Source organism: Oleiphilus sp. HI0125, from assembly GCF_001635355.1.
The window spans coordinates 1-804 of the sequence record NZ_LWGF01000091.1; the positions used below are offsets into that span (position 1 = coordinate 1).

Annotated in this window: 1 protein-coding gene; it reads right to left on the reverse strand. The window is 44.9% G+C overall.

Annotated elements, in window-relative coordinates; translation table 11 throughout:
• Window positions 1-138: 138 nt before the first annotated feature.
• The coding region (locus tag A3762_RS01520) for an SCP2 domain-containing protein (protein ID WP_231878693.1) at window positions 139-804 on the reverse strand (666 nt) is incomplete at its 5' end.

Genomic DNA, 804 nt, shown 5'->3' on the forward strand with positions numbered 1-804 from the left:
GGAGCCAGAATAAGCAGTAATCGCAGTGAGGTAGGGAGCGAAGTTAGTGGAAGAAAGTCATCTAAGCGATAACGGCAAGTCACCCATAATATTTTGAAGGCCCTGCTTAACTTTTTAGTTCCTAAGTCGGCAGCCAAACTAACCTCGCTTGATGCGTTTCGAAAGTGATCTTACTCTTGCTTCTAGGCGATCTCCGGCCAAACGGAGTTGGTCTATCGCTTCGAATTGCTTGTTGGCTAATGCGCGAGAAGGAAGTAAACGAAGTTCGTATTTTACGAACTCTTCTAGGTCTTTCACGAAGTTTTTGCTGAAGGTCTTTGCAATGGTGATGCTTTGTTTTGCGCCGCTGCTGATAAATTTTGCTGGTGTATCGCCAATGAAGTTAGCTAGCAAGCCTTCCCAGTCGATATCTAAATTATCTGCAAAACGCTGAATTTGTTGTGCGCGTACGGCATCACCAGTAAACGCAAGGTCGCCTGAGTTCAGTAGAGTGGCAGTGTCTCTATAAGCGGCCAATTTTAATAGTCCTGACAGGCTGGCGGTCATGGTGACTGTTGGAGCTTGCTCTGCAGATAAAAGTAAGATGCGATTGTTTTTTGCGCCAATGAATAGCGATTGATTTAGATTGCTAATACGTAGTTCGAGCACACAGCCATTAAGAGGCTTTAGTTTTTGTTCTGAACCTGGATCCATAGATAAGGTAGCGTTGAGTGTTTTCTCAACGCTAGGTGCGAACTGTTGGAATAAAGGTTGGCTAAAGATGTTCACTACGCCTTTACTCCGGTGTGTAGAGCAACAATGCCG